Genomic DNA, 19,625 nt, shown 5'->3' on the forward strand with positions numbered 1-19,625 from the left:
ATTTGCTAGTGTCCTTTCGTATCCGACGTTTGCACGGAAGGCGCCGCAAAATGAGGCAAACGTCGGATACGGGACACTAGCGTCGAGTTCATGCCGCAACCGAACCAAGCAGAAGCTGTCAGGCGTCCCCGGCTCATCTGGCCGGTGTTAAGCGGCGTTGCCCTTGCCGCACTGCTCGCCGCGGCCGCGTTTCTGATGTCCTATAAAGTCGAGCAGCCGCCGGATAACGCCAAGGTCATCGCCGACGATCTGCGGATGACTTACGCCAGCACGCCATGCGTGGTGTTCAACACGCTGGACCGGGAACTGATCGCCAACCGCGCCGAGATCAGCGACTCATCGAAACCGCTGCAGCTCTATTCCTATGCGAGCGAGAAGACCTTTGCCGATGTCAGGGCCGACGCGAAGTGGAAGCGCGACAAGGCCTGCGATTATGTGACCGGGTTCGACCAGATCGTGACCCGCTGGATGCGTCTTGTCGGCCACCGCTCCCGCTGGACGGCCGACGGCCAGTGGCGCTGGTAGCAAATCCCTGTTCAAGCCGCTTTCATTGGACCACATTCCGGCTTCATATCGCGTGCCTGCCGGTCCATTAATGATCCAGCTCTTTCGGGGATTTCTGTTTTGAATACGACGACCGACAAGCCCGCCAAACGATCCCTGCTGTCGGCCGACGGTATTGCAGCCCCCCTGCGCCACGCGGTGTTCCGGCGGATCTGGCTGGCCAGCCTGCTGACCAATCTCGGCCTGATGATCAACGGCGTCGGCGCCGCCTGGTCCATGACGCAGATGACATCGTCGGCCAGCATGGTGGCGCTGGTCCAGACTGCGCTGATGCTGCCGATCATGCTGCTGTCGCTGGCGGCGGGCGCCATCGCCGACATGTACGACCGCCGCATCGTCGGCCTCACCGCGCTGTCGCTCGGGTTGCTGGGCGGCGTGACGCTGGCCGGGCTCGCCTATCTCAACGCGATCACGCCCCACAGTCTGCTGCTGTTCTGTTTCCTGATCGGCAGCAGCATGGCGCTGTTCGGCCCGGCGTGGCAGGCCTCGGTCAGCGAGCAGGTGCCCGCCGAAACGCTGCCCTCGGCGGTCGCGCTGAACGGCATCAGCTACAACATCGCGCGCAGTTTCGGCCCGGCGCTGGGCGGCATCATCGTCGCGGCGGCGGGTGCGGTGGCCGCGTTCATCTGCAACGTGCTGCTTTATGTTCCACTCATTGTGGTGCTCTACTTCTGGCAGCGCACGCTGGAACCATCGCGATTGCCGCCGGAGCGGCTGCGCCGCGCGGTCGTGTCGGGCGTGCGCTATATCATTCACTCTCCGCCGATCCGTATCGTGCTCTACCGGACACTTGTGACCGGCATCGCGGGCGGTTCGGTGCTGGCACTGCTGCCGCTGGTGGCACGCGACATCCTGCACGGCAGCGCCCAGACCTACGGCATCATGCTGGGCTGTTTCGGCATGGGCGGCGTGCTCGGCGCCCTCAACATATCGAGTGTGCGCGCGCATCTGAGCGGTGAATACGCGGTTCGCCTGTGCGCGCTGACCATGGGCGTTGCGATCGGGGTCCTCGCGCTCAGCCGGTGGCCAGCGCTGACCGGCGCGGCGCTGGTTGTAGCCGGCGCGTCATGGATGATTGCGGTCACGCTGTTCAACATCGGCGTGCAGCTTTCGACACCGCGCTGGGTCGCGGGCCGCGCGCTGGCCGCGTATCAGGCTGCGATCGCGGGCGGCGTCGCGATCGGTAGCTGGCTGTGGGGATATGTCGCCAACGGCGTCGGCGTGGACAAGGCGCTCATGATTGCCGGTGCGGTGATGTTCGTCTCGCCGATCCTTGCGATCTGGCTGCGCATGCCGTCGACCGAAGGCGCCAACAACGACGCGGTGGATGCGCTGGCCGAGCCGGAGGTGAATTTGTCGATCACACCGCGCAGCGGACCGATCGTCATCGAGGTCGAGTATCGCGTGGCCACCGAACGGGCACGTGAATTCTACGACGTCATGCTGAAAGTCCAGGCGACCCGCCAGCGCAACGGGGCCTACGACTGGTCTCTTTCCCGCGACATCGCCGATCCTGAGCTATGGACCGAGCGATACCACTGCCCGACCTGGCTCGACTATCTGCGCCAGCGCAACCGCTCGACCCAGTCCGAGCGCGATCTGCATCTGCGCGCGATCGAATTTCACACCGGGCCGGAGCCGATCAAGGTTCATCGCATGCTGGAACGGCCGCTGGGATCGGTGCGGTGGAAGGACGAGACGCCGGATCGCACCCGTACGAACGATGTGCAGATCGAGACGCCAGCCAGCAGCGGCGTGTGAGCGCGGCTGCTCCGAGGCGCGGGCAGGGATTTAAACAGCGTCATTGCAAGCGAAGCGAAGCAATCCTTCAGAAGCAAGGATTGGATTGCGTCGTCGCTTCGCTCCTCGCAGTGACGAGCAGAAACATCAGTCCTTCGAGGAGGACGACTTGCTCTCGTGCCAGCGGTTGGCGCGCTCGAACATGCGCCAGTGAATGGCTTCGGTCTCTGCGAATTTTTCCGGGCTGAGCCACGGCTTGAGCGCCTTGAGTGTCTTCTCCCACTCGGCGCGGTCCGGCTTCGGTACGTCGCCGAACAACTTCGACAACTCGTTCGAAACAAAACCTTTCGGCGAAACAATTTTGTTCATGATCGTCGCCCCGCACACGAACGCTACAGTCACGCAAGCGTCACATCTGAAACCATCTCCTATCGCGAAGCGAGAATGATTCGAAAGAGTCGCTCAAACGCCTGTTGATAACTTGATTCGGTCAGCTTTACTGACCGATTGAGTCTGCGGTGAGTCCAAGCGACATTGCGCGAGAAGTTCTGCTGCGCGATTCGCAAGATTGAGCGATCATGGCAGCCATGCCCGCGGCTCGCGGCGCGGTTTTGAGGAGCAGGCGCAGCACGATGATCGATTTCACCGCACTGATGGACACCATAACGGTCAGCGGCGAGACCTGTTCGGTCACGGCAACAGAGGACTGGCTTCAGGGCCGCACCATCTATGGCGGCCTGTCCGCGGCCTTCTGCCTTGAGAGCGTGGCGCGCCAGTTCGGGGAACTGCCGCCGTTGCGCTCTGCACAATTCGGGTTCGTCGGCCCGGCAACCGGCACGGTCACGATCAAGCCGGCCGTTCTGCGCAAGGGCAAGTCGACGATCTTCGTCGGCGTCGACCTGTTCGGCGAAGCCGGCCTCGCGACGAGGGCCACGCTTTGCTACGCCACAGCCCGTCCGTCGGCCGCGGCATACAGCAGCCTGGCAGCGCCTGCGGTGCCGGAACCGGACACGTGTCCGCCGTTCTTCCGCAAGATTCCCGGATTGAACTTCATCCAGCACTTCGAGGGACGTTTCGCGGGAGGCAGCCCTCCGTTCAGCCAGAGCCAGCAGCCGAACTTTTCGATCTGGCTGCGGCATCAGGATGAAGCAAAACCGGCGTCGATCGCGGCTCTGGTCGCGCTCACCGACGCGCCGCCGCCCGCGGCGCTGGTGCTGTTCGAGCGGCCAGGACCGATGAGCACCATGACCTGGACAATCGATCTGCTGACCGACAGGCCGGAGACCAGAGACGGCTGGTGGTTGCTCCAGACCAAGGCCGAAAACGTGGTGGGCGGATATTCCAGTCAATCCACGACCCTGTGGAATGCGGATCGACAGCCGGTGCTGGTCAGCCGGCAGAACGTCGCGGTGTTTATGTGAGACCTCTCCGGCGGACGATGTCATGGATTTCCATCGCCCTGCTCGCGGCGACGCTGTCGTCCGGTTCCGTCGCGCAGACGCCGCAGGCGATGGCGGAGTACCGCCGCAAGCTTGCCGAATACAACGCCGTGCGCCAGCCGTTCGATGAAAAGGCGTCCGCCTACTGGACATCGATCAGCGACAAGCGGCGGGCGCGGAACGCCAAGCGGCGCAGCGGCGAGACCATCGTCGCCGAGGACTATGTGCTGACCCAGCCGCCGGTCTATAACGGCCCGCCAAAGCCAATCGATCCCTCGGCACCGGCCAAGCCGCCGTCAGAGCGCAAGCCGCTTCCCGTCGTCGCGGATTTTCTGAGCAACGCGCAGGAGCATTTCCAGTTCGCGCCCCGCAAGCCCGCCTCCGAGATCGAATACAAGCGCGCCTACGCGCAGGTGGCGTCGAGCTTCGGCCTGACCAAAGATCAGGCTGTGCGGATCTACAGCTTCGAATCCGGCGGCAACGGCAAGTACGACGTGCAGGCCGGACTGGAGAGCCCTCGCCCGGGCGCCCGCGCGATCTCCACCGCACTCGGCTACAACCAGTTGCTCACCACCAACACCATCGACCTGCTCGCAGAACATGGCGGCCTTATCCTGAAGACCCTCGGCGAAAAGATCCGTCAGGCATCAGGCCCGCAGAAGGCCGCGCTTGAGCGCAAGACCGCGATCGTCCAGCAGATGATCGCCTTCTGCAAAACCGTGCCCAATGAATGGAGCGCCCACGAAAAACTCGGCGTCACGCCGCGCGGCATCGCCGTTCATGCGCTCAATCTCGATGTCGATGTCGGGCCGCTGTTGCAGACGCTGAAACTGATGGACTCGGTCAATTTCGCCAGGCGCAAGGGCTACACCGCGCCGCTCACCGCCGCCGAACTCGAGATGATGAACCTGACCGGCGACGGCAACGGGTTCGACATGGTGTCGATGCCGCAGGCGATGCGCGCTGTCGTCCCGACGTCGAATTTCTTCCAGCGCAACGGCTATGAGCGCAATCCGGTGGCGATCCGCAACAACACCGTCGCCAAGCTGCTGGCGGCGACGGATGCGCGGATGGACAACCAGGTCAACCTTCAGGGCGCCAAGGATCTGGCCGCGGCGTTCTGACCATCGATTGCACGGTTTCCAATCACCTGACTCTTTGACCCGCGTACGAATGAACCCGCGGACGAATGCGTACCCCAAATGGGGTACGTGAATCGGAAGTAGCATTTCAAGATCATCGCGTTGGTCGAGCGTGCATTAATCGAAAAGTACCATTTTGCCGGTAACGTGGTCCGCATCATTTAAGTGCATATACGCTTCGGCATTCACGGACCGATTTCAAAGTCAGTCACTGTTTTTTAAGATTCACCGTCCGCGCAATGCCGGCCAAGAGATTGCCGGTCATGCAAAGCCCCGCGTCATCCTTGTTTGATGAACTCGACGCCGCATTGCAAAGCGGATCGTCGGAAAAGCGCATCGCTATCCTTCGTCGCGTCACCGACCTTTTTCTCTACGACGCAAATCGCCTTAATGAGGACCAGATCCGCGTATTCGACGATGTACTCGGGCATCTGATCCTGAAGGTCGAAACCAGAGCGCTGGCGCAACTCAGCACGCGCCTTGCTCCGGTCGACAACTCCCCGCGCGAGATCACCCTGAAGCTGGCGCAACATGATGAAATTACGGTCGCCGGTCCCATTCTCACAAACTCCACGCGCCTGACAACGCATGAACTTGTTGAAATCGCAAAAACGAAAAGTCAGGGCCACCTGTTCGCGATTTCGGAACGCGCCAATGTCGAGCCTGCAATTACCGATATCCTGCTCGATCGCGGCAACCGGGCAGTCAGGCACAGCGTCGTCAACAACGCAGGCGCACAAATATCAGAGCATGGCTTTGCGACGCTGCTGAAAGCAGCCGAAACCGATGACGCGCTGGCCGAGAAAACCAGCCTGCGTCTCGATTTGCCGTTGCAGCTCCTGCGCGAACTCCTACTGCGGGCCACCGAAGCCGTTCGCGCGCGGCTGATGGCCAAAATGCCGCCCGAGCTTCAGGACGAGGTCGACCGCACGCTCAAGGAAATCGCCGAAAAGGTCGCGCGCGACTCCAACAAGATTCATAACTTCGATACTGCTCTGCGTCTGACGAAACTTCTGAAAGAGCGCGGCGAACTGACCGACGGCAAGCTGCGGGCATTCGCTGCGGACCGTCAATACGAAGAGGTTGTGGCTGGCCTTTCAGTTCTGTGCGCGGCGTCCATCGAAATCATCAAACCCCTCATGGAAAGCCCGCGCGACGAGGGACTTCTGATCGCGTGCAAGGGAGCGGGTCTCAGCTGGCAAACGACCCACGCGGTTCTGGCGTGCAAATATCCGCCCGAATCCATGCCGCTAAACCTGACGGATAAACTGGAAACCGAATTTGCAAAATTGACCAGACCGAATGCGGAACGACTGCTTCGATTCTGGCAAATCAGGCAATCCTGAAAGCACCTTCCGGATATCGAAGACCTGTTACACCCCATCCAGAATGATGACCGTCGGCTTCTTCGGCAGCGTGTCGCGCGAGACCGACAGCGAGCGCTCCGGCCGGATGTCCATCTCGAACTGCCCGTTCATCCGCGAGATGAAATCGCTCAGCGGCGTCGAGAAGCGATGCATCGGCAGCACGATGGAGGAGCGCAGCCGCCGCGTGATCTCCGACATGCCGTCGAGCGACAGGGTGTAGGTGCCGTCGATCGGTACCATCACGATGTCGAGGCGGCCGATCGCGGCATAATGCGTCTCGTCGAGTGGATGATGCAGATGGCCGAGATGGCCGATGCACAGGCCCGCCACCTCGAAAATGAAAATCGAGTTGCCGTCCTTCTGCATCACCGTGTCAGGTCCGGAACGCCAGCCGCCGCGAATGTCGGTCGGCACATTGCGGATCAGGGTGTCTCCGACGATCAGCGCGTGACGGGCCGGACCTTCGCCGTCGTTCCAGCCGCGCAGCACATGAGCGATGCGCGGATCGGGATTGAGGGTGTAGTGCGTCGAATGCGCGCGGTTCATCGTCACGACGTTGGGTGACTTGCCCGCAGTGTAGGCGCCGCTGAAATCGGTGGCGATGGTGACGTTGCCCGGCGTCTCGATGATGTAGGTCGAGTGACCGGCGTAGGTGATCGTCACCTCACCCTTCTCCGCAGCGACGGTGGACAGGCTCGCGAACATGACACGGGGAATGGACTTCGCGATCGCGAGACACTCGCTCGGCGGCGGTTTGACCTGCGCGACGCCGGTATCGATCGGCAGGACGATGCCAATCAACGCGAGGATCAGGCGCAATCGAACCATCGAAAGACTCCCGGCAAGGCTCAGGATTTCGCCGATCTTTTCAGGAAGCTGCGGCAATCGCAATACGTTGCGATGCGGCACATCCGCCGTGCGATGAGTGAAGCTCGCCGCGCAACGCTGCTCGTCCCTATCAACGGGCACGTTCGTGCTTTATGAATTTCAGCAAGGAAACACCTATGGGAGAAACTTTGTATGAAACAGGCTCACGCGTACGTCCCGCGAACCACCAACTACAGCCTCAACCCGGGCGATGAACTGAACGATCTGCGCATGTCGGATCAGGTCCGGCCGCTGTTTGAACACGTCAAGAAGTTCATCCGCGAGACCGTCGATCCGATGCTGGTCGAATACACCCGGCACGGCGAGGGCAAGACCGACCGCTGGAGCTTCACACCCGGACAGATCGAGGTGCTGGAAAAAGCGAAGGCGAAGGCCAAGCAGGAAGGTCTCTGGAACTTCTTCCTGCCGGACAGCGAAACCGGCGAAGGCCTGAAGAATCTCGATTACGCCTATATCGCGGTCGAGCTCGCGAAAAATCCGCTGGCGTCCGAAACCATGAACTGCTCCGCGCCGGACACCGGCAACATGGAAGTGCTGGAGCGGGTCGGCACCAGGGAGCAAAAGGAAAAGTGGCTGAAGCCGCTCCTGAACGGCGAAATCCGTTCGGCCTATGCCATGACCGAGCCGGGCGTTGCATCCTCGGACGCCAAGAACATCACGACCACCGCAAAGCTCGACGGCAACGAGTGGGTGATCAACGGCGAGAAGTATTACATCTCCGGCCTCGGCGATCCGCGCTGCAAGATCATGATCGCGATGGTGCAGACCAATCCCGATGCACCGCGGGGCAAGCAGCAATCCCAGATTCTGGTGCCGGTCGACACACCCGGCGTTGAAATCATCGGGCCGATGCATGTGTTCGGCGCCGACCACGCACCGCGCGGCCACATGCATATGCGGTTCAACAACGTCCGCGTGCCGAAAGAGAATATCCTGCTCGGCGAAGGCCGCGGCTTCGAAATTTCTCAGGTCCGTCTCGGACCGGGCCGCATCCATCACTGCATGCGCACGATCGGCAAGGCTGAAAAGGCGCTCGACCTGATGGTGTCGCGCGGCCTGACGCGGGAAGCCTTCGGCAAGCCGATCGCGCATCTCGGCGGCAACATGCAGATCATCGCGCAGGCCCGCTGCGAGATCGAGGCGATGCGGCTGATGGTGCTGAAGGCCGCCAAGGCGATGGACGTGCTCGGCAACAAGGAGGCCCGCGTCTGGGTCAGCATGGTCAAGGCCATGGTGCCCGAGCGCACCTGCAAGATTATCGACCAGGCGATCCAGATTCACGGCGCGACCGGTATTTCGGAATGGACACCGCTCGCCGACATGTACGCCGACGTTCGGCATCTGCGCTTCGCCGACGGCCCCGATGAAGTGCACTGGATGGTTGTCGGCCGCCACGAACTGAGCATGGCGTAAGCCGGGATCGGAGCGCGGTAATTTACCGTTATCGCGCTCCGCGCTTGCGGCGTTTGCGCAGAAGCGCAAATGCCGTTCTTCCGATCGGCGGACAGGACCGCTCAATCCCGGCCGGGACGGGACCAAGCGTCGATCAATCAGCTGATCTTCGAAGCCAGATCGATCCAGACCGGCGATTCCCGTGCATACAGCGCACGGGTGGCCGCAAGGTCCATCGCGCCTTCATCAATGCCAAACATCTTGAACATCTCGAGAGCCTTCTCGCTCTTTCCGCCCTGAACGAGAATCTGGGACAGGCGCTCAATGACCTCTTGCGGCGTTCCCTTGGGAACGGCGCAGCACTGATACGTCGTGAGATCGAACAGCGGAGCGGTCGCCCCCTGCTCCTTGAATGTCTTGACGTCGGGAAGAACAGTCAGCCGCTTGCGCGGCACCGCGATCGCAACTCCCGCGCCGCTCTGAAGAACGGATTGGGCGCCGATATAACTTCCGATGCCGCCGTCGATGACCTGCCCGACGATATCGGTAAACATCGGAGCTTCGCCGCGATAGTGAACCGGCTCGATCTTAAGATCGTACTGCTTGTTGAGTTCGATGATCGTCAGGTGTCCCGGAGATCCGACGCCGAACGTGCCAAGGCTGACGCGGGGCGCGGACTTCGCATACTGAACAAACTCACCGAGTGTTTTGACCCCGAGCTTGCTGCTCGCGAACATTGGAAGACCACCGGTCGGCATCGCGGCCACCAGTTCGAAATCGCGGTCCGTATCGTAGGCAAGGTCCTTGATCAGAACCCGGTTCACCGTCATCGCGCCGGAGGTATTGAAGAGCAGCGTGTATCCATCCGCCGCGGAGCGCTTGACCTCCGTTGCAGCCAGCGCGCCCAAGGCTCCGGTTTTATTTTCGACAACGACCGACGCGCCGGTCTGCTTGCCGATGAATTCGCCGTAGGTTCTCGCGAAAATGTCGGTCTGTCCTCCCGGAGCAAACCCGACAACGATCCGGATGGCCCGCTCAGGCCATTGAGGCGCCGCATACGCAGCAGCCGGCAGCAGAACGGAGGCTGCGCCAGCGCGCAGGATTTGACGGCGATTGAACTGCAAGACGTATCTCCGTGACAACGCATAATCATTAAGTTCTTTAATAGAACTACATGGTGCTGCACAACAACCGCTGCGGCGACAAACGCCTGATGCAATATGTCGCATGCATCGAGGCCATTCGTCACGAGTGAGTATTGAAAAGGAATGTTTGCAGGCTATCCGCTGCGGCGGCGGGATGACGGCTTATTGTGTTGATGATCCGGAACGGAAGCGGGATGCTCCTCCCGGAAGTCACCTGAGCAGCGGTCGCACATGTCCCGACGGAGGTCCGCATGCGAACATTCCTGACGCAGGCAATCGCGATCATGCTGTCCCTTGCGCCGGTCCATGCAGCGCCGCCCGATAATGCGGACCCGACACTGGCGCCCTGGTTCAAGGGTTTGAGACAGCCGGGAACGGGTGCGGAATGTTGCTCGGTCGCCGATTGCCGCGCCGCCGAGGTGGGGCGGGATGGCCAGGGCTATGAGGTCAAGGTCGACCACAAGTGGCATGTCTCGTCGACGTTCTGGCTCCGGGTGCCGGCGGAGAGAATTCTTGACGAACGCAACAACCCGACCGGGGGCGCGGTGCTCTGCTACACCCCCGAGGCAGGCATCCTCTGCTTCGTTCCGCCGCCCGAAAGCTGAGATTTCCCGGAGCGCAGCATGACTCTCGCAAACGATGTCGATCTGCTTCTTCAGGATCTCGGCGTTCCGCGCCATCTCTATAGCCAGGGTTCACGCGCAGTGCGCTCGCCGCTCACCGGCGAGACGATTGCCCGCGTGCTGGACGCAACCGTCAGCAGCGCGACCGAAGCGATCGCCCGGGCGCAACATGCATTCCTCGAATGGCGAACCATTCCTGCGCCGCAACGCGGCGAGCTCGTTCGTGTTCTCGGCAATGAACTGCGCAGCGCCAAGACCGCATTGGGGCGCCTCGTCACCATCGAGGCCGGAAAGATTCTTTCGGAGGGACAGGGCGAAGTTCAGGAGATGATCGACATCTGCGACTTCGCCGTCGGTCTCTCCCGCCAGCTTTACGGTCTCACGATCGCAAGCGAGCGGCCCAACCACCGGATGATGGAGCAGTGGCATCCGCTTGGTCCCGTGGGAATCATCACGTCGTTCAATTTCCCCGTTGCGGTCTGGTCGTGGAACGCCGCCCTCGCCCTTGTCTGCGGCAATCCGGTGATCTGGAAACCGTCGGAAAAGACGCCGCTGACGGCGCTCGCCGTGCAGGCGCTGTTCGAGCGCGCAGCGGCAAAACTCGACGGCATACCGGCCGGGCTTTCGGCGGTGCTGATCGGCGGGCGGGATGCCGGCGAGCTGCTGGTCGATGATCCGCGCGTCGCGCTGGTCTCGGCAACCGGCTCCATTGCCATGGGACGCATGGTCGGCCCGCGCCTCGCCGCGCGGTTTGCCCGGAGCATTCTGGAACTTGGCGGCAACAACGCCTCGATCGTGTGCCCGTCGGCAGATCTTGACCTCGCCGTTCGCGCCATCGCCTTCGCCGCCATCGGCACCGCCGGCCAGCGCTGCACATCGCTGCGCAGACTGTTCGTTCATTACAGTATTTATGATGCTTTTGTCGGGAGGCTGAAGCAGGTCTATGCATCAGTCCGGATCGGCAATCCTCTCGCGAAGGATGACGTGCTCGTCGGTCCGCTGATCGATGAGATGGCTTTTCAGAAAATGCAGGAAACGCTGGCGGAGGCGCGGACATTCGGCGGAATAGTTTTTGGCGGCGCGCGCGTCGAAGAGAAACAGGATCCCGCCGCGTATTATGTCACGCCCGCGCTCGTTGAAATGCCGGCGCAGACCGGGCCGGTGCTGCGCGAGACATTCGCGCCAATTCTCTACGTCATGAAATATTCGGAGTTCGACGAGGCGCTGGCGCTGCACAACGACGTGCCGCAAGGGCTGTCGTCCTCGATCTTCTCAACCAACATGCATGAAGTGGAAAAATTTCTCTCGGCGAGAGGCTCCGACTGCGGCATCGCCAATGTCAACATCGGCCCGTCCGGCGCGGAGATCGGCGGCGCATTCGGCGGCGAGAAGGAAACCGGCGGCGGACGCGAGGCCGGCTCGGATTCATGGAAGGCCTATATGCGCCGGGTCACCAGCACCATCAATTTCGGCCACGACCTTCCGCTCGCACAGGGCGTGAGGTTCGATATCGATTGATCTATCCACTTGACGCATACGGGCAAAGTGAAGCCGCATAGTGAGCGACAGACATCTGCTCGCACGGTCTATTCCGGTACTCATCGGAACGGGGTGACTATGAAAAGCCTTTCACCGCTGCAGCTCTGGGGCCAGTTTACGGCGGTTCAGGCGGCGGACAGCAGTATCCGATCGACGAGTGCAAGTAACGCACGGATGCGCTCAATAGCGCATTATCTGCGTGATGATCGGGAAACGCCGTGCGTGGGGAGAAATGGTGCCCAGGGGCGGGATGCGCAACAAAACCCGTTATACATTGAAATCATTAACGTTTTTTGTTCGGACGTCAAGAATGTTTACCACCCCTGTTGCACGCCCAGACCAAGGCATCCCGATGGTTGATCATTTGAAGATGTCCCTTGATCTCGCCCGCCCCCCTTGATACTCACCTGCTAGCCATTACCTATTGGGTAACGAATCGGAGTCATCATGCAAATCCGATTCGCGAATGCCAAGCTTCAAAAAACTGTCAGCGTCGAAAAAACGTTGACCAAGGCATTTGGTCCGCAAATGGCCAAACGAATCAAAGCTGGCCTGGCCGTTCTGCAGGCTGCTGATGATCTTGCGCGAGTGCCGACAACGGGCTCGATCCGGTGCCACCAGTTATCGAACAATCGTGACGAACAGTTCGCGATTGATTTAGTGCATCCTAAGCGCTTGGTCTTTGAAGCGGACCACGATCCGATACCACGTAGGGAAGACGGTGGCATCGAGAAGGACAAAGTCTCTCGGATCGTCGTCATTGAAATTATAGACTACCATTGAGGAACGACATGAATCAGTCTGACACTACGATCTTTCGTCCGGACTATGCCGTTCATCCGGGATTGCTTCTTGAGCAAGAGCTTGAGCACCACGAGCTAACTCAAGCTGAATTCGCTCGCCGTATTGCACGTACCCCGAAGCTGGTTAGCGAAATCATCTCTGGGAAAAATCCAATTGAGCCCGAAACTGCGATCCAGTTCGAGCACGTGCTAGGTATAGGTGCAGACGTTTGGCTCCGAATGGAGGCTGATTATCGATTGTATCAGGCGCGTCTTGCTGAAGTCGAGCGACTCGCCGCCTCCGAGACCTGGCTGAAGGCCTTTCCAGTCAAAGAACTCTCAGAATGGGGCGCGGTGCGCCGAACCGGCAGCACTGCACAGAAAGCCCACGACCTGCTAGCTCTCTTTGGCGTAGCGTCCCCCGCTGCTTTCCAGAAACGATACGCTAGCGTTTCCGTGCATTATCGGAGGTCGAAGAAGTTGCGTGCCTCTCGGGAAGCGCTTCTAACTTGGCTTAGATACGGTGAAATCGTTGCCGCCTCTGAGCAAGCCGAAGAGTACAACAAAGATCGCTTTCAAAAGATCCTCCTGAAAATTAAAGGGCTCACAAACGAAAAGATCGAGGAGTTTCACCCCAAGCTGAAAAGTCTGTGCGCTGAGTCTGGCGTCGTTTTCGTTCTAATTCCATCTCTTCCAAAGACGTGCCTAAGTGGCGCGGCCTACTGGACACGTGGCAAGACCCCCGTCATTCAACAAAGCCTAAGGCATAAGACTAACGATCACTTTTGGTTCACGTTCTTCCATGAAGCTGGTCACATCCTCCTTCACAACTCAAAAACAGTTTATGCCGACGATGAAAATGGGACTGAAGATGGGATAGAAAAGGAAGCGAACGATTTTGCTACGGAATTGTTGGTTGGCAAGAAGCGCTTGCGAGAATTTATTGCAAAGGGCCCAGCAACCGGCCAAGAAGTAACGAAGTTTGCAAATGACTGCGGAATTCACCCCGGAATCATCGTGGGAATGTTACAACATCACGGGGCTATATCCTGGGCGCAGTTGAATTTTTTGAAAGCAAAGTCCGAATGGACGAAATGAAATGGCGGATGTTTTGTTCAAGCAAATCGCGATCGACTTAACTGTCCCTCGGTAATCCATCTCATGGAAGAGGCTACGACGCCTCAAGTCTCTAATTAATGCCGCGCATAAGCCCTTTGCGAAAGACCCCAGCTATCATTTTATGAAATTTCGAGGACGCGATGCCAGGTATCCCAATTCGGGTGAGCGAGGTCGGCGAGTTTATTCGATTCCAGAGTTGTGAACGGCGTTTCAAGCTTGGATTAAATAACCGCGAACTTGCTAGGGCCATCCCTTTTTCGGAGCGCTTGTTTAATACGCTTGACCCGGTTCTGCAGGAAATTGGTAGGGAGGCAGAGAATCGATGGGAGTTAGCGCTACAAAATCGAGGCGTCGAGGATCTACTAGGAAGCTCTCCTGAGGAAAACACTTGGGCCGCGTTCAGGGCTGCCTTGGAAGGATTAGCTGAGAATACCAATAAATACGGAAGAGAGATTTCGATAACTGGTACGATTGGTGAGTTCGAGATAAGCGGAAGAATCGATTTCCTGCTAGTGCTTTGGGATCGAGGGACACCTCGCCTCAGAGTTGTTGAGGGAAAGGCCAGCCGCAAAGATCGTACTTATCATAGAATACAGCTGGCAGTTTACGTCTTAATGCTAAGGCGCATCTTGCGTGAAGATCCAATTACAATTGGTGATCACGTACTCGACGCTGATTCTGTTGAGGGTTGCGTCGCCCGAATCGACGAAGACACTAACGAGCCACAGCGAATTCTTGATCTTCAAGCGCTTAACTTAGATAGTGAATTTGCAGACATTACTCGATTGCTTGCATTCGACGGACTCCTTTTTTCCATAAGCGCACGCAACCTTGAGGTGCTTGATTTTCAACTGGATCAGAAGTGCGACAGTTGTGTTTTTTCTGTCCATTGTCTCCCGGAGAGCGCACGAGAACGTCGGCTTGAGCTAATAGGACTTTCTCCATCTACCTGTCGTGCTATTCGTGCAGCGGGCATTAGCAACCTTGATGAATTAGCAAGACTGCAAGTAACAGATGATGCGGCGATTAGAATTCGACAGGCAGAGGGGTTTGACAGAAATTTAGAACAGCTTATCGCGCTTGCTTCTGCTCGTCGATCTACGTTGCCGCGCGGCGATGAAGATCCGGATAATTTCCAGGTTCGACCACTGGCGAACTCCGGCGCTGGCCAATTACCTCTTCACGAGATCGATGGACGGCGACTAGTCCGGGTCTACTTATCGGTTGACTATGACTACTCAGAGAACCGAGTGGGAGCAATTGCGGCCCATGTCACTACAAGTGACTTTGAGGTTCACACTCCATTCGAGCTGAACGATGCGACCGGACGATTCCGGCCATCGCCGGTTTGTGTTGAGCGAAAACCCAATGGGGCAGCCGCCGAAGGGGGAGCCCCGCAATACGATACAAGGCCTCTCTCTGTTGCTGGAAGAGACATTCTGCATTTCCAAACTCAGGAGTGGTCCGGAACCAACGCAGAAGATACCGCGTCCGAGAGGCAACTAATTCAACAGTTTTTGTTTGACCTAATTGACGCTATCGCCGAAACGGCAGCGGCCCCGGAGGCGCCAATACATTTTTACGTCTACTCTCGATCTGAGATGACTCAACTAATTGAAGCATGCACGCGCGTTGGCTCGCGATTACTAAGTCACCTTAGAGAATTATTGGGCTGCCGTGATGGACTAGAGCAATTGATATTCTCATGCGTGCAGCAAGAAATTGACAACCGATACGCGCTCGGCTGGACCGGTCGAGGATTATCGGTAGCCTCGTCATTGACATGGTTTGGTCAGCGGTATCACTGGAATAGGCGCATTTCCGGTACACCAGTCGAGCTTGATCGTGTCTTTGAGCAAGACATATTTGATTTTAAGTCAACGCTCGGAATGACAGAGGAGGGTTCGTGGGCTCGTGATAATCGAAGCGCGAACTCAACGCATCGTTTCGAGATCAGGAGTCGATTTCATGACTCTCTAACTGCGCCCTATTGGAGGGCAGTCTGGAATTCTCTCCCGGAAGCAGACGATCCGCAAATTCGAGATCAACGGACAAAAGCGGCAATCGAGCGATATAAGCGAGTTACCGAGCGACCTGGTTTAATGAGAGCGTATCAAGCTGCCCGCGTTCATGCTCTGCGTTGGCTCGATGAAAGGATCCGCTACAAGAACGCAGAGATAGAAAAACCACTGCTCAACATAGCTGGCCTGAATGAGTTCGAACTTGGAATCGACACCACTGCCCGAGCTGCGATCGACTTCTTACTGTTAGATCACCACGTACGCGTAGCCGATTGGATCACAACACACATCCAGCCTCCCGCTGCTAGGGTGCAAACTGGGCTAACCATACCGGTTAGAAATGTAAGGTCTCTCTCGGATAAATCGCTCGTCGCAGATTTTGACCTAGCGCCCTTTGGTTTAACTACAGCAGAGCTTTCTTTACGCAGTTCCGTCGACGCGTCTTCCTTCGTACGCCTAAGCCCCCGGGACGGAGACCCCAATCGAGGTCAAACTTTTCGGCAGCTCACTCGGGGCGGGATAACTTGCGTTGTACAATCCGTGAATTGGACTTCGGGTACAATTCAACTCGATCCAATTCCTGGCGCAACATCAACCTATGTCCTTGGTAGTTGGAAGCCGGATGCTAACTCTGACGTATTTGACTTTGCAACTATTGACGATAGTCCATCGGATTTCATTGCTGGCAGAGTTGAGGCTCGCCTGAGAGGTGGGCACGGGAGACATGTTTATGACTGGTTTGAACCACAGGACGCACAGATCCCAGTTCAGCCTCCAGTGCCTCCGGCTCGAGAAGCGAGGCTCGCAAGGGTTCTAACAGAGTGGCTCGTTCCACATGCGGGTATCCGTAGCAGGCTACTTGATGATCAAAGTCGCGCTGTAATTCAAGGACTGTCTACACGCGTGCAGCTGTTGAAAGGCCCTCCTGGCACTGGAAAAACAGTCACAACCGCGACTTCGATCCTTACGAAGGCCGCGTCCAGTTTGCGCCCGGGATCGGTGGTCCTGATGGCAGCAAATACCCATCAAGCTATGGACACATTGCTCCGACGAATCGCCCGCTTCACAGACTCGTATCGCCAAGAAGCTCTCCGGCAGGGTTTGGAGCCATCACCCATCATCCTGACGCAGGTTCACTCCAGCAATCCCCCCGCGGATCAAAATGGCATCATTAACTTCGTAGCCAAACCGTGTGCGACAAAGGTAAACCGGTGGATGCAAGAAGGAGTGCTCCTTATCGGAGGCACGACCGGCGCAATTCTAAAAATGGCTCAAGAGCTTTCGCTTCGCAAACCGTTCGCACAACACCCCGGCGGGTTTCAAGCAGACGTTCTGATCGTTGATGAAGCAAGCATGATGCTCTTCCCGCACTTCTTGTCGTTGGCAAGCATTCTGACAGTCAACGGACAAATCATGCTTGCAGGTGATAATCGACAATTAGCTCCTATTGTCGCACACGACTGGGAAGCAGAAGATCGACCGCCAGCTCAATTCTACCAACCTTTTAACAGCGCATATGAAGGTGTACTAAGAATTATTACTGACTCGGGACTAGATTTGGCGGCAGCTCGGCAATCTGCCCTAACGTACACCTTTCGACTACCTCCCTTGATAAGAGAACTTATTGCTCGCGTTTATGACCTCGATGAGATCGAATTGCAGGGTGCTGACGACTTTGCCCCAGTTCGCCCCCGCGAGCCGATGCAAGATAATGGAGAGTGGGATAGGGTCTGGAATGAGCCAACCGGGCTTCTGTTGGTAGTGCACTCTGAGCGGTCGTCGCGGCGGAGCAATGCAGTCGAAGCTTCAATCATTCAACGAATATTGGCTGCCGCGCCCGAGCATCCTGCGGACTCAATCGCAATAATTACCCCGCATCGAGCCCAACGCGCCTTGTTGCGAACAGTCCTTAACCAAGACACCGTTGTTGTAGATCTTATTGATACCGTTGAACGCCTTCAGGGCGGCGAGCGCCCAACGATCCTAGTATCGGGCACCGAGAGCGATCCACACGCAATCGGTGCCTCCGCTAGCTTTATTCTCAATCTTAACCGCGCGAATGTTGCCTTCTCCCGCACTCAGGAACGATTGATCGTTGTCTGCGCAGAAACGCTGCTCGATCATATCCCATCCGATTTAGAAGATTACGATTCCGCGATGCTATGGAAATCTCTCAGAAATTTATGCAGCCGACCGATTTTGGCGACGACCGTTGATGATTTTTCGGTTCGCGTTATGGCCCCGCCGATTCGTACGAATGTTTAGTTTGCGGACACTATTCGATTTCGGCTTGCGCTTGATGAGCAACCCGCGGGGCCCTTTCCCTGTGCCGGGATGCTCGTCAAATCTTTTATCAAGTTTTAGATATTGAGCTTTAACGGGCCCAACTCTATTCGCCTTCGGTGGAGGGAGTCGCTTCAACTTAGTGGAAAACTTCAAATCGCGAGTCGAACAAGTTCTTCCTTCTAGGCTGGCGGCAATTGATCGAGCCACAGCTTCTGCAAGCGCAGGTGGAACAGCATTTCCGACTTGCCGACGAGCTGCGAGATAATCTCCCTCAATAATCCAATCCTTAGGGAAGCTCTGAAGGCTGCACATTTCGCCCACTGACAAGAGGCGGTTATCCCAGTGGAATGGTCCGGTCGCTGGTCCGGGGCTTGCTTGAATGGTCCAGGAAGGTTGATCCTTTGCAAGCTTCAGAAGAAACGACCAATACCGAGTCCGCCACCCAAATAGCGGTAGTCCAGCCCCACGCGCAGTGTGGTGAAGATAGTTTTGTCCCTCTGGAATGGATGAAATAAGGCCAGCCCACTTTCCGCTTGGTTGAAGTTGTTGATCGCGACTCTTAATCGACGTTCCTATAGCGTCCCAAGCAGTCGCAAAACGACGACGATCAGTGCCATGCGTTTTATGGGGCGCAATGAATTTCTGGCCGTCGCGAAATGCAATGATGAATATTCTCTCCCGATACTGCGCAACTCCATAGTCAACTGCGTTGAGGCACACCACAACGGGCGCATAACTTGTTGCACAACGCTTGTTAATAGCCCGAAATCTACTGCGAAGAAGTTTTAGCCCTTCATCTTTTTTTGAGTACGAGATTCCGCGTACGTTCTCGATTACGACAACTTTGGGAAGAACCTCCTCTACGGCGGAGAGCATCGCATTAAGAGTGTCCGCCCGCTCGTCCTTGAGACGTTTTGTGCTGCCCGTAGCCCAATAAGCAGATTTTGAGAAAGGCTGGCAGGGAGGACCACCAAGAATCACGTCCGCTTCACGTCTGCGAAAACCTGACGCTAGCCTCAATGCCTTCGGAGATATCTTGTGAATATCGCCTTCCGCGAGAAGCTTCCATCTCGGGCGATTGCGCTTGATTGTCTTTCGAGCAAGTGGATCAAACTCCACCGCGACAGCCATCGAAAAACCAGCAGCCTCGAAACCCAAATCCAGGCCGCCAGCGCCAGTGAATAATGAGATTACCTTGAACTTCTTTTTCGACAACAGCACACCCAGCGCACGCTTCAATAATCTTCGAACAAAACCACGTCGGATAAAAATTGTCGAGCTCGTTGTGAGCTACGCCCAGACAATTTGAGCTGGAAGGCCAGGCTCCTTGATGCAACACCGAATGCCGGTCCGGCGGATGGATCTGAAGTGACGAGTCCCGGCGTGAAACACCGTGAGGATCGAAAATGCGAGTGGCCACTTCGTTGCGACGGCATTCCGATTTCCCCCGTACCCTTCGGTCGATCCGGCTATGCCTCACTCTCGTTGCGATAATACCGCAACCCGCGCCAGCTATGCGACGCATGTGTTCCTTAGCCACTATCTTTTTGATTCCAAGCCTTTCAGTCAGCTTCGGCT

Annotated in this window: 15 protein-coding genes; 11 read left to right on the plus strand and 4 right to left on the minus strand. The window is 57.6% G+C overall.

Annotated features, from left to right (window positions below; genetic code table 11):
• Nucleotides 1-90 precede the first annotated feature (90 nt).
• Complete coding sequence (locus tag HMPREF9695_RS20595) at nt 91-525, plus strand: hypothetical protein (protein ID WP_006022833.1); 435 nt, start codon at nt 91-93, stop codon at nt 523-525.
• A 99-nt stretch (nt 526-624) separates the two neighbouring features.
• Entirely contained in the window at nt 625-2,325 is a 1,701-nt protein-coding gene (locus tag HMPREF9695_RS20600; protein ID WP_006022834.1) for an MFS transporter, read from the plus strand.
• Between the two features lie 126 nt (nt 2,326-2,451).
• Here HMPREF9695_RS20600 and HMPREF9695_RS20605 read toward each other — a convergent pair whose 3' ends face one another.
• Nucleotides 2,452-2,673 carry a hypothetical protein gene (locus HMPREF9695_RS20605; protein WP_083875212.1) on the minus strand — a complete coding sequence of 74 codons (222 nt, stop codon included), beginning with the start codon at nt 2,671-2,673 and terminating at the stop codon, nt 2,452-2,454.
• 263 nt (nt 2,674-2,936) lie between these two features.
• Here HMPREF9695_RS20605 and HMPREF9695_RS20610 point away from each other — a divergent pair, with 263 nt between their 5' ends.
• The 3 genes from HMPREF9695_RS20610 to HMPREF9695_RS20620 all read left to right on the plus strand — a co-directional run bounded on the left by HMPREF9695_RS20610 (nt 2,937) and on the right by HMPREF9695_RS20620 (nt 6,231).
• Nucleotides 2,937-3,725 carry a thioesterase family protein gene (locus HMPREF9695_RS20610; protein ID WP_006022836.1) on the plus strand — a complete coding sequence of 263 codons (789 nt, stop codon included), beginning with the start codon at nt 2,937-2,939 and terminating at the stop codon, nt 3,723-3,725.
• 17 nt (nt 3,726-3,742) lie between these two features.
• Complete coding sequence (locus HMPREF9695_RS20615; RefSeq protein ID WP_006022837.1) at nt 3,743-4,867, plus strand: hypothetical protein; 1,125 nt, start codon at nt 3,743-3,745, stop codon at nt 4,865-4,867.
• A 281-nt stretch (nt 4,868-5,148) separates the two neighbouring features.
• The gene (locus tag HMPREF9695_RS20620) at nt 5,149-6,231 is read left to right on the plus strand and encodes a DUF2336 domain-containing protein (protein WP_006022838.1); all 1,083 of its coding nucleotides are present in this window, start codon (nt 5,149-5,151) and stop codon (nt 6,229-6,231) included.
• Nucleotides 6,232-6,258: 27 nt separating this feature from the next.
• On the opposite strand, the gene HMPREF9695_RS20625 is transcribed toward HMPREF9695_RS20620, so the two are convergent.
• A complete protein-coding gene (locus HMPREF9695_RS20625; RefSeq protein ID WP_006022839.1) occupies nt 6,259-7,080 on the minus strand; it encodes an MBL fold metallo-hydrolase in 822 nt (273 codons plus the stop codon).
• Nucleotides 7,081-7,272: 192 nt separating this feature from the next.
• On the opposite strand from HMPREF9695_RS20625, the gene HMPREF9695_RS20630 reads away from it, so the two are divergent.
• Nucleotides 7,273-8,553, plus strand: a complete 1,281-nt coding sequence (locus HMPREF9695_RS20630) for an acyl-CoA dehydrogenase family protein (protein WP_006022840.1) — start codon at nt 7,273-7,275, stop codon at nt 8,551-8,553.
• Nucleotides 8,554-8,690: 137 nt separating this feature from the next.
• On the opposite strand, the gene HMPREF9695_RS20635 is transcribed toward HMPREF9695_RS20630, so the two are convergent.
• The gene (locus tag HMPREF9695_RS20635) at nt 8,691-9,656 is read right to left on the minus strand and encodes a Bug family tripartite tricarboxylate transporter substrate binding protein (protein WP_006022841.1); all 966 of its coding nucleotides are present in this window, start codon (nt 9,654-9,656) and stop codon (nt 8,691-8,693) included.
• Nucleotides 9,657-9,928: 272 nt separating this feature from the next.
• Between HMPREF9695_RS20635 and HMPREF9695_RS20640 the strand changes: the two genes are divergently transcribed.
• The 5 genes from HMPREF9695_RS20640 (at nt 9,929) to HMPREF9695_RS25970 (ending at nt 18,026) form a co-directional block, all read left to right on the plus strand.
• Nucleotides 9,929-10,282 (plus strand): hypothetical protein, encoded by a 354-nt coding sequence (locus tag HMPREF9695_RS20640; protein ID WP_006022842.1) that lies wholly within the window; start codon nt 9,929-9,931, stop codon nt 10,280-10,282.
• 18 nt (nt 10,283-10,300) lie between these two features.
• Complete coding sequence (gene amaB, locus HMPREF9695_RS20645; RefSeq protein ID WP_006022843.1) at nt 10,301-11,818, plus strand: L-piperidine-6-carboxylate dehydrogenase; 1,518 nt, start codon at nt 10,301-10,303, stop codon at nt 11,816-11,818.
• 468 nt (nt 11,819-12,286) lie between these two features.
• Nucleotides 12,287-12,622 (plus strand): hypothetical protein, encoded by a 336-nt coding sequence (locus HMPREF9695_RS20650; RefSeq protein WP_006022844.1) that lies wholly within the window; start codon nt 12,287-12,289, stop codon nt 12,620-12,622.
• 8 nt (nt 12,623-12,630) lie between these two features.
• Nucleotides 12,631-13,719, plus strand: coding sequence for a HigA family addiction module antitoxin (locus tag HMPREF9695_RS20655; RefSeq protein WP_006022845.1), 1,089 nt, complete (start codon nt 12,631-12,633; stop codon nt 13,717-13,719).
• Between the two features lie 161 nt (nt 13,720-13,880).
• Complete coding sequence (locus tag HMPREF9695_RS25970) at nt 13,881-18,026, plus strand: AAA domain-containing protein (protein ID WP_006022846.1); 4,146 nt, start codon at nt 13,881-13,883, stop codon at nt 18,024-18,026.
• Here the strand turns inward: HMPREF9695_RS25970 and HMPREF9695_RS25975 are convergent.
• Nucleotides 17,943-19,286 (minus strand): DNA cytosine methyltransferase, encoded by a 1,344-nt coding sequence (locus HMPREF9695_RS25975; protein WP_208856408.1) that lies wholly within the window; start codon nt 19,284-19,286, stop codon nt 17,943-17,945. The two genes, HMPREF9695_RS25970 and HMPREF9695_RS25975, sit on opposite strands and share 84 nt — an antisense overlap.
• Nucleotides 19,287-19,625 lie beyond the last annotated feature (339 nt).

Source organism: Afipia broomeae ATCC 49717, from assembly GCF_000314675.2.
GTDB classification, from domain to species: domain Bacteria; phylum Pseudomonadota; class Alphaproteobacteria; order Rhizobiales; family Xanthobacteraceae; genus Afipia; species Afipia broomeae.

What these genes read in the sequence shown, in the direction of transcription:
- HMPREF9695_RS20595 (WP_006022833.1), top strand. Translation starts at nt 91, where the DNA reads ATGCCGCAACCGAACCAAGCAGAAGCTGTCAGGCGTCCCCGGCTCATC.
- HMPREF9695_RS20605 (WP_083875212.1), bottom strand. Translation starts at nt 2,673, where the DNA reads ATGAACAAAATTGTTTCGCCGAAAGGTTTTGTTTCGAACGAGTTGTCG.
- HMPREF9695_RS20610 (WP_006022836.1), top strand. Translation starts at nt 2,937, where the DNA reads ATGATCGATTTCACCGCACTGATGGACACCATAACGGTCAGCGGCGAG.
- HMPREF9695_RS20615 (WP_006022837.1), top strand. Translation starts at nt 3,743, where the DNA reads ATGTCATGGATTTCCATCGCCCTGCTCGCGGCGACGCTGTCGTCCGGT.
- HMPREF9695_RS20620 (WP_006022838.1), top strand. Translation starts at nt 5,149, where the DNA reads ATGCAAAGCCCCGCGTCATCCTTGTTTGATGAACTCGACGCCGCATTG.
- HMPREF9695_RS20625 (WP_006022839.1), bottom strand. Translation starts at nt 7,080, where the DNA reads ATGGTTCGATTGCGCCTGATCCTCGCGTTGATTGGCATCGTCCTGCCG.
- HMPREF9695_RS20630 (WP_006022840.1), top strand. Translation starts at nt 7,273, where the DNA reads ATGAAACAGGCTCACGCGTACGTCCCGCGAACCACCAACTACAGCCTC.
- HMPREF9695_RS20640 (WP_006022842.1), top strand. Translation starts at nt 9,929, where the DNA reads ATGCGAACATTCCTGACGCAGGCAATCGCGATCATGCTGTCCCTTGCG.
- amaB (WP_006022843.1), top strand. Translation starts at nt 10,301, where the DNA reads ATGACTCTCGCAAACGATGTCGATCTGCTTCTTCAGGATCTCGGCGTT.
- HMPREF9695_RS20650 (WP_006022844.1), top strand. Translation starts at nt 12,287, where the DNA reads ATGCAAATCCGATTCGCGAATGCCAAGCTTCAAAAAACTGTCAGCGTC.
- HMPREF9695_RS20655 (WP_006022845.1), top strand. Translation starts at nt 12,631, where the DNA reads ATGAATCAGTCTGACACTACGATCTTTCGTCCGGACTATGCCGTTCAT.
- HMPREF9695_RS25970 (WP_006022846.1), top strand. Translation starts at nt 13,881, where the DNA reads ATGCCAGGTATCCCAATTCGGGTGAGCGAGGTCGGCGAGTTTATTCGA.